Annotated in this window: 5 protein-coding genes; 3 read left to right on the top strand and 2 right to left on the bottom strand. The window is 38.6% G+C overall.

Features of this window, described 5'->3' with window-relative positions; all coding sequences use genetic code 11:
- Window positions 1-281 precede the first annotated feature (281 nt).
- Window positions 282-668 carry a DUF6575 domain-containing protein gene (locus AB4589_RS22780; protein WP_372101745.1) on the top strand — a complete coding sequence of 129 codons (387 nt, stop codon included), beginning with the start codon at window positions 282-284 and terminating at the stop codon, window positions 666-668.
- A gap of 264 nt (window positions 669-932) precedes the next feature.
- On the opposite strand, the gene AB4589_RS22775 is transcribed toward AB4589_RS22780, so the two are convergent.
- Both AB4589_RS22775 and AB4589_RS22770 read right to left on the bottom strand, forming a co-directional pair.
- Window positions 933-2930 carry a tetratricopeptide repeat protein gene (locus AB4589_RS22775; protein WP_372101744.1) on the bottom strand — a complete coding sequence of 666 codons (1998 nt, stop codon included), beginning with the start codon at window positions 2928-2930 and terminating at the stop codon, window positions 933-935.
- A 10-nt stretch (window positions 2931-2940) separates the two neighbouring features.
- Entirely contained in the window at window positions 2941-3660 is a 720-nt protein-coding gene (locus AB4589_RS22770) for a hypothetical protein (protein WP_372101743.1), read from the bottom strand.
- 1060 nt (window positions 3661-4720) lie between these two features.
- Between AB4589_RS22770 and AB4589_RS22765 the strand changes: the two genes are divergently transcribed.
- Entirely contained in the window at window positions 4721-5377 is a 657-nt protein-coding gene (locus AB4589_RS22765) for a 2OG-Fe dioxygenase family protein (RefSeq protein ID WP_029223059.1), read from the top strand.
- Window positions 5361-6596 (top strand): cysteine desulfurase-like protein, encoded by a 1236-nt coding sequence (locus AB4589_RS22760; RefSeq protein WP_372101742.1) that lies wholly within the window; start codon window positions 5361-5363, stop codon window positions 6594-6596. The genes AB4589_RS22765 and AB4589_RS22760 overlap by 17 nt, the downstream gene beginning before the upstream one ends.
- The last annotated feature ends 179 nt before the right edge of the window (window positions 6597-6775 follow it).

Raw genomic sequence — 6775 nt, 5'->3', positions numbered from 1 at the left:
CTATATCGCCATTCGGGTACTGGAAGTAAGCATAACTCCATGATTTTTCGTTACATTAAGTTAGCTTTGAGATTATACGTTAGAACTTAATGAAGACAAACGTTTTCGTGGCTTAAAGATCGGCGAAACCACCGTCTTCCTCATGGATTGTTGCTGCCGCCTTTTCGATTTCGAACCGGCTTATCAAAATACGTCCAAATAACTGTATATAAAAACAGTATTTAACTATAAGATTATAGGCAAGGTTTGATAGGCAACGTTAGAAAGATGAGGAACGAGCAATGAACTTACTCCCAACAGGCACACAGCTAGGTAAATTGGAACTACTGGAAGTGTATCAAGACGTCTTAGGGCCGAAGTGCTTCACGGTTAAGAATGAAAATACCCAAAGGTTTATGGTGTATTGGAGTGGGGATTACGACAACGGCCAGTGCATTAAGTGGGCTTATATTCCGGTAACCAAACCATTGCTTGCCAGCCTGCTAAGCAAAGAAGTGAGCTTTCACGATGCGTTCCACCGTTCAGACAAGCTTTACCTAGCGACTATCTACACAAACGAAGTAGGGAAGCCCGCGAAAGTCGAACAGCTAAACACAACAAACAAGCGCTTAGTCAACCTACCGCCCGTTGATTTTGACATCGACCTTGAAGAAGATTGTATGTTTTAGTGGGTGCAGACAGGTGGTAGGCTCTGAAACTCTCAATTGGACATAAACATGTCAGAGATTTTTCATAATTCGACAACTGTTAAATGAATGTAATAAAATTCATCACATTAAGCGTTTTTATGCTGAACTCGTATTATAGTTATTGCTTTTTTAATGTTATTCAAACCTTTAACATACTAAATTTCAAAAAATACAAATATATTGATTTTAAATATTATAATAATAAGAGGTTGTTGATTACATCAACCTCTTATACATCACCAATTAGATAAGACGTACGCTTTTCGCAATTGGACCTCGACTTCGATCTTTTGAACAAGCATAGAAGGCCACTCGTAGCCCCTTATATTCTTCATTGTTATCGAGGACATCGTGGGGAATGATCTCTCCTCTATGAAAGAAGTACTCGGTAGAATCATCACCAACTATAAATCCGTATGACAAGTTATTTCTAGCTTTACAAACTACGTCTTTTATAGACCCGTGGTACAGTTGATCATCACCATCCATGATTAACTCAAAATCTTGACATAATATTTCAAATCTATCTTTGGATTCAGTAAATAACTTGTCTACTATTGCCCTAAACTCAGTGCACACCTTCATTTTGTGATGAGCACTGAAAACATCTTTATAATTATCAAGTAGCTCAATCATTTTAGTTGTAAATGCTATATTTTTATTTTGAAAATCTACTTTATCCGACAGCACAACAACTTGCCAGAATAATACAAAAGTCCTATCATCAAAGTTACAAGTGTCAAAAACCTCGTGAAACAGCTCACAAACTCTATTCAGCATTGTTTCTGATTGAGGATAATCATGATCACTTACCAACCTTTCAGTATACCGCTTATATGCCGAAATCACTTGTTGATAAGTGCTTATTCTAAACTTTCTATGTTGATTTTCTCTCTGAACAGGAAGTATCTTTTCATACAAATCAATTGCTTCAGGGTATTCTCCACTTCTTGTTAAAACAAGAGCTTTAAATGATAACAATGCTTCATCACTCTGCTTCAGTGCTATTGCTTTATCTATTTGCTCTAATGCATATGGATATTCCTCCTCATGCATTAAGTACTGGCTAAATGCATAGAAGGCAATTACTGATTTAGAATTGTATTCTATTGCTGCTTCATATTCAGCTTCTGCCTTGAATGGACTTTTGTGATGAAGAAACGCATTAACGCGATAACATTCTGAAAAGTCGGGCTTAATTGCTTTAGCTTTTTTTACTAACTCAATAGCTTCTTCATATGTCTCTTCTTTTCGTGATAACGTGAGAGCTCGTTTCAAGTATACAGCACAAATTTTCTCATCTTTATTTGTTGCATGAATATTGGTGATATCAAGATGATAGTAATTATGATCCGTAAGGCTACTTTCTATATGGCGTTTTAGAGCCTTATGCTTACTTTTTACATCTGCGTAAAAGTCATCGGAAATCGGATTTACTGTGGTTAAGTAATCGCTAGCAATATTCGTGAGGGTGTATGTTTTAATACCTTCTTCTTCTTTCAGTTTAGATATATCTGACTTTAACATACTTGAGTTGTTTAGATTATGAAGAGCTTCGGCAATCTCCATTTCGCCCCTATCGTCTAGAATAAACCTTAGCTCTACAGCTGAAACACTATTTCTTAAACATGCGATTGTCTTGATAATATCTAACTCTACTGGGTCCAGTTTCTCATATAGATTTTGAAAACAAAACTTGAGAGCTTCTTGATAACTAACTGACTCTTTATTTAGTAAATCTTCATTTCTTTTTCCAGAACCTAGCCCAAGAACATACCACTTTATAAGAAGAGGGTTGTGGTGTAATTTTCGAGCGAGGTTTTCTAGAGATAATTTATTTTTCTTTTTTAGGCTTTCAATATTTAATAATCTAGATAATTTCCGAATTAGTTCAATAGAAGACTTCGAATCCAAACTATCGAGCTTATACCTGTACTCAATTTCTCCCAAGCCAATTCGTGTTGTAATCAAGACTTTAGATCCTTCAGGTATTTCTGCTAAAAATGATCTTACACTTTGTTTTTCAATTGTTTCCAAATTATCGATACATAAAAGAACATTAAACTCTTTCATGTATATAGATATTTCTTCAAGCATTTCTTCAATTGTGCTATCACTACTAAATCCAAGAGCTTTTCCTATGTCTTGGTACAAGCCTAAAGTAGATACTATTGCATCTCTTAGTTGAATTACTCCGGAAGCAGTTAGCCTATTAGCTTTTAATGTAACCCAAATAATCATATCAAACTTACTATGCTCTAGAATTCTCAGATAATTCTAGAGCATCATATAAACATCTTATTGCTAAAGCTGTTTTCCCAACACCTCCTTCACCTATTAATGAAATAACTCGAGTATGAGAGTTGATTAGGTCAGAAACGGCACTTCGTTCATCTTTTCTTCCCAAAAATCCAGTATCATCGAACTCAGGAAGAGGAAGGTTGTTATATACTGGTGAATTTGTACTTTTCCAATAAGATGGTATTTGTAATGATAAAGCAAACGATGGATTATTTAGATTTTCTAGGGCTTCATTAATACTACTCCACCAATGGCGTTCGCCCATTCTTTGCAATAGTACTGAAAAATCTGTTAAATCATTGATATCATTGTACTCTAATGGTCTTGAGTGACAAATTCTATTTCTTACCTGAATTAAACGATCTAAGCCGTTGGTAGTCTCTTTTAAATTCTCAAGAGACAGTAAGGATTGATTGTTTTTGTTTTTAGATAAAATTTTTGACAGATCAGAAAAATCACTAAATTCAATTAACTCTGATAAAGAATCATCATCTTTATGTGACTCTTTAAAGTGCATCTCAAATCGGGAAGTAGCATTGTCTTTGACATCTTTCGGAATCTTAGCTTCATGAACTGTATTCATTTTGCATATAAGATTTCGTAAATCTGTTTCAATAGCTGAAATCAAAGAAAAGCAAGTCATTCTTGTGGCAAATGTTCTCGATGTCATATTTTTACCTATGTATGATAATGTGCAACTATTTGTATTAGCCGCTATGGCATATCAGCACCAAAGATTTATGAACATCATTTATCGTAAAAACCATCAAGAAATCAATAACTAATTGACTAGTTTAAGAGGTCTGGTTCCTCATTTAATCTGCTAAGGTAAAAATATAAGACACAGTCAAAGAGGCCATTCACTCTAAAAAACCTTCGGGGCATAAACGTGTTAGCGAAGAACATCAAACATTGGTGAATACCTGCCGATGAACTTGAAGTTGCGTCCGTTGTTATGAACGATATCAAATGCTTCATGCTCTTAGTTGTCAGAAACCACAAAGTAAATTCCTTTTCTAATATCCCATTTCAAAACTCTACGCAGGCAGCATCATCAATTCGAATTAGGTACGCGCCATTTGAAACTGAGCATTGTCGCTATTTAGGTGTGTTATTGAGCATAACGATAGGTGTGTGAGGCTAGAGCTTAATAGAGACAGACGTTTTTGTGACAGAAAGATCAGCAAAACCGCTGCATGAAAGGAAGCAAATTGATTTGGGGCGGCCGAGTTCCCCCCGAACTCGACCTGTTCCAGACGCGCAAGCAAAGGCGTTTGGTTTCTGGCTTACTGGTAAATTAACCAATTTCAGTTTGTTGTGTAAATAATCAATAGTTTGGCAACTGATAGGTAGATCGTATTTCGATGTGCAAATCATAGAAATGAATGATGGCAACCGTGGTGCCTCAGTTCATGCAAGGAGGCTGGCGTATTGAAGTGAAAGGGCCGACACAATATGAAACTTGTCTTTCTAGTTAATAATATCGTTATTATTTAAATTGTAGGTATTTATAACTGGCTAGTGGAGTGTGCTAGTTTTAAGAGTTGGTCATCTTTTATTCTGGTGTTATACACTGCTTTTTATTTCTAGACTGGACTTAGTGTCTGAATTATTAAATCTGACGGGATAAATGATTGTTTAATGTTGATCTGGCAAGATCTTCAAGTATCCTTTATGTAAATAAAACGTTAAATATCGAAAGTTAATTAACAATCATTAAGGAGTCGATGATGTTACATGCTCACGAAAATACCCTACATATTACCCACCTCAGTAACCATGCAGTTAAGGAGTTGTCACCTTCATTCTCTAAGCTACCAAGCACAGAGCATGCAGATGGCCAGTTCCGATTGAGAAGGTACTCAGTGGTTGAATTCAGTAATGGACAAGTCGTTGAGCTAGACAAACATAACTTTGTTCAGTCTGAAAACATTAATCACTTTCAAGGTGATGTTGTTCGTCAGTTCGAGCCGATTGAAGCGAATATTCTAAGCAGCGAAGGCATGCAAGAGATGTGTGAACTGTTTATTGAAACCAACGGGCTTGAAGACGGACAAGAAATCGAAATCCATCAAATCCGCATTGCCGCTATTTTTGAAGAAACTCAGGTTGCACCAGAAGGTGTTCACCAAGACGGTTTTGACCACATCGCGATCATTGGTGTTACTCGTCACAACATCGTTGGTGGTGAAGTGATGCTTTATCAAGATAGCCACGAAGCGCCATTTTTTAGAAAAGTGTTAGGAGATGGCGAGGTGGCAATGCTTGCTGATAGTAAGCTTTGGCACAATGCACAACCGATTCGTACCATAGACCACGGCGAGATGGGCTACATGGATGTGTTTGTTCTAACGGCTAAGGATGCGCGCAATGTCCTTCACTCTTAATGATGTGCGCCAACAGTTTAGCGCGTTAGGTCAATATCATAATGGCAAGCCAGTCACTTTCTTTGATGGGCCGGGTGGCTCTCAGGTGCCTGAGAATGTTTTAGCATCAATGACCGAATACCTAGGGCATTTCAATTCAAACCTAGGCGGCCACTATTTTTCTAGCCAAAAGACTACAAGCTTAATGCAGCAAGCGCGAGAAGCGGCGCAAGCACTGATCAATGCGGAGTCTTCTGGCAACGTTGTGTTCGGTGCGAATATGACATCGTTAACCTTCCAACTTAGCCGAGCGATCAGTCGCGATTGGAAAGAGGGCGATGAAGTTATCGTCACTGCGTTAGACCATTACTCAAATGTATCGAGCTGGCAGCAAGCGGCAGACGACAAAGGCGCGATTGTTCGCCAAGTTCGCGTAGACGAGTCGGATTGCAGTTTGGATATGGCGCATTTTGAATCGCTGCTTAACGAGAAAACCAAGCTTGTCGCGGTGACGTTTGCTTCGAACACGACAGGCTCGATTGTCGACATGGCAAAAGTTATTGAGCTTGCACATCAGCATGGCGCTCAGGTTTATGTCGATGCCGTGCATTACGCGCCACACCATTTGGTCGATGTTCAGCAACTGAATTGTGATTTCTTAGCGTGTTCAGCGTATAAGTTCTTCGGCCCGCATGTGGGCATTGCTTATGTTGCGCCTCAATGGCTACACACGTTAAAGCCTTACAAGGTTGAGCCTGCAACCAATATCGGCCCAGGTCGATTTGAGACAGGTACGCAAAGCTTCGAAGGCCTTGCCGGTGTGATTGCGGCGGTAGATTACTTGGCGCAGTTAGGTGATCCCGCCGATTCATTGCGTTCTCGTTTAGAGCAAAGCTACGCGCTGTATAATAAGCATGAAAGCCAACTCAGTGAGTACTTCCTGAAACGCTTGTCCGATCTTGAAGGGGCAAAGCTTTACGGAAAAACCGAATTTGATTCGAACCTAAGAACCCCAACCTTTGCGATTACCTTTGAGAACCATTCTCCAGAGTTCATCGCTAAGAAGTTGGGTGAGCATAATATCTGTGTGTGGAATGGTCACTTCTACGCACTAGGATTGGTAAAGCAATTGGGTATTGAAGAGCAGGGCGTGGTGCGTATTGGTTGTATGCATTACAACTCGATTGAAGAGATCGACTTGTTGTTTAATGTGCTTGAAGGGATCTTGCGAAGCCACTAGCCGGAGTAATTAGCAAGAAGTCACTAGTACTTTAATAGCGACAAAATTAGAAAAGAGCATACTTCTCTCAAGAATATTGAGTAGGAAGTATGCTCTTTTTGTTTTATTAACTTATATCTGTTTAGCAAAGTCTACTAAGCTAAAGCCGCTAATCGCGAATCGAAAAAGCCCGTGATTGA

The sequence above is a fragment of the Vibrio sp. 10N.222.49.A3 genome, from assembly GCF_041475145.1.
Classification (GTDB): domain Bacteria; phylum Pseudomonadota; class Gammaproteobacteria; order Enterobacterales; family Vibrionaceae; genus Vibrio; species Vibrio tasmaniensis_A.
This window is presented reverse-complemented; position numbering and strand designations above follow the sequence as displayed.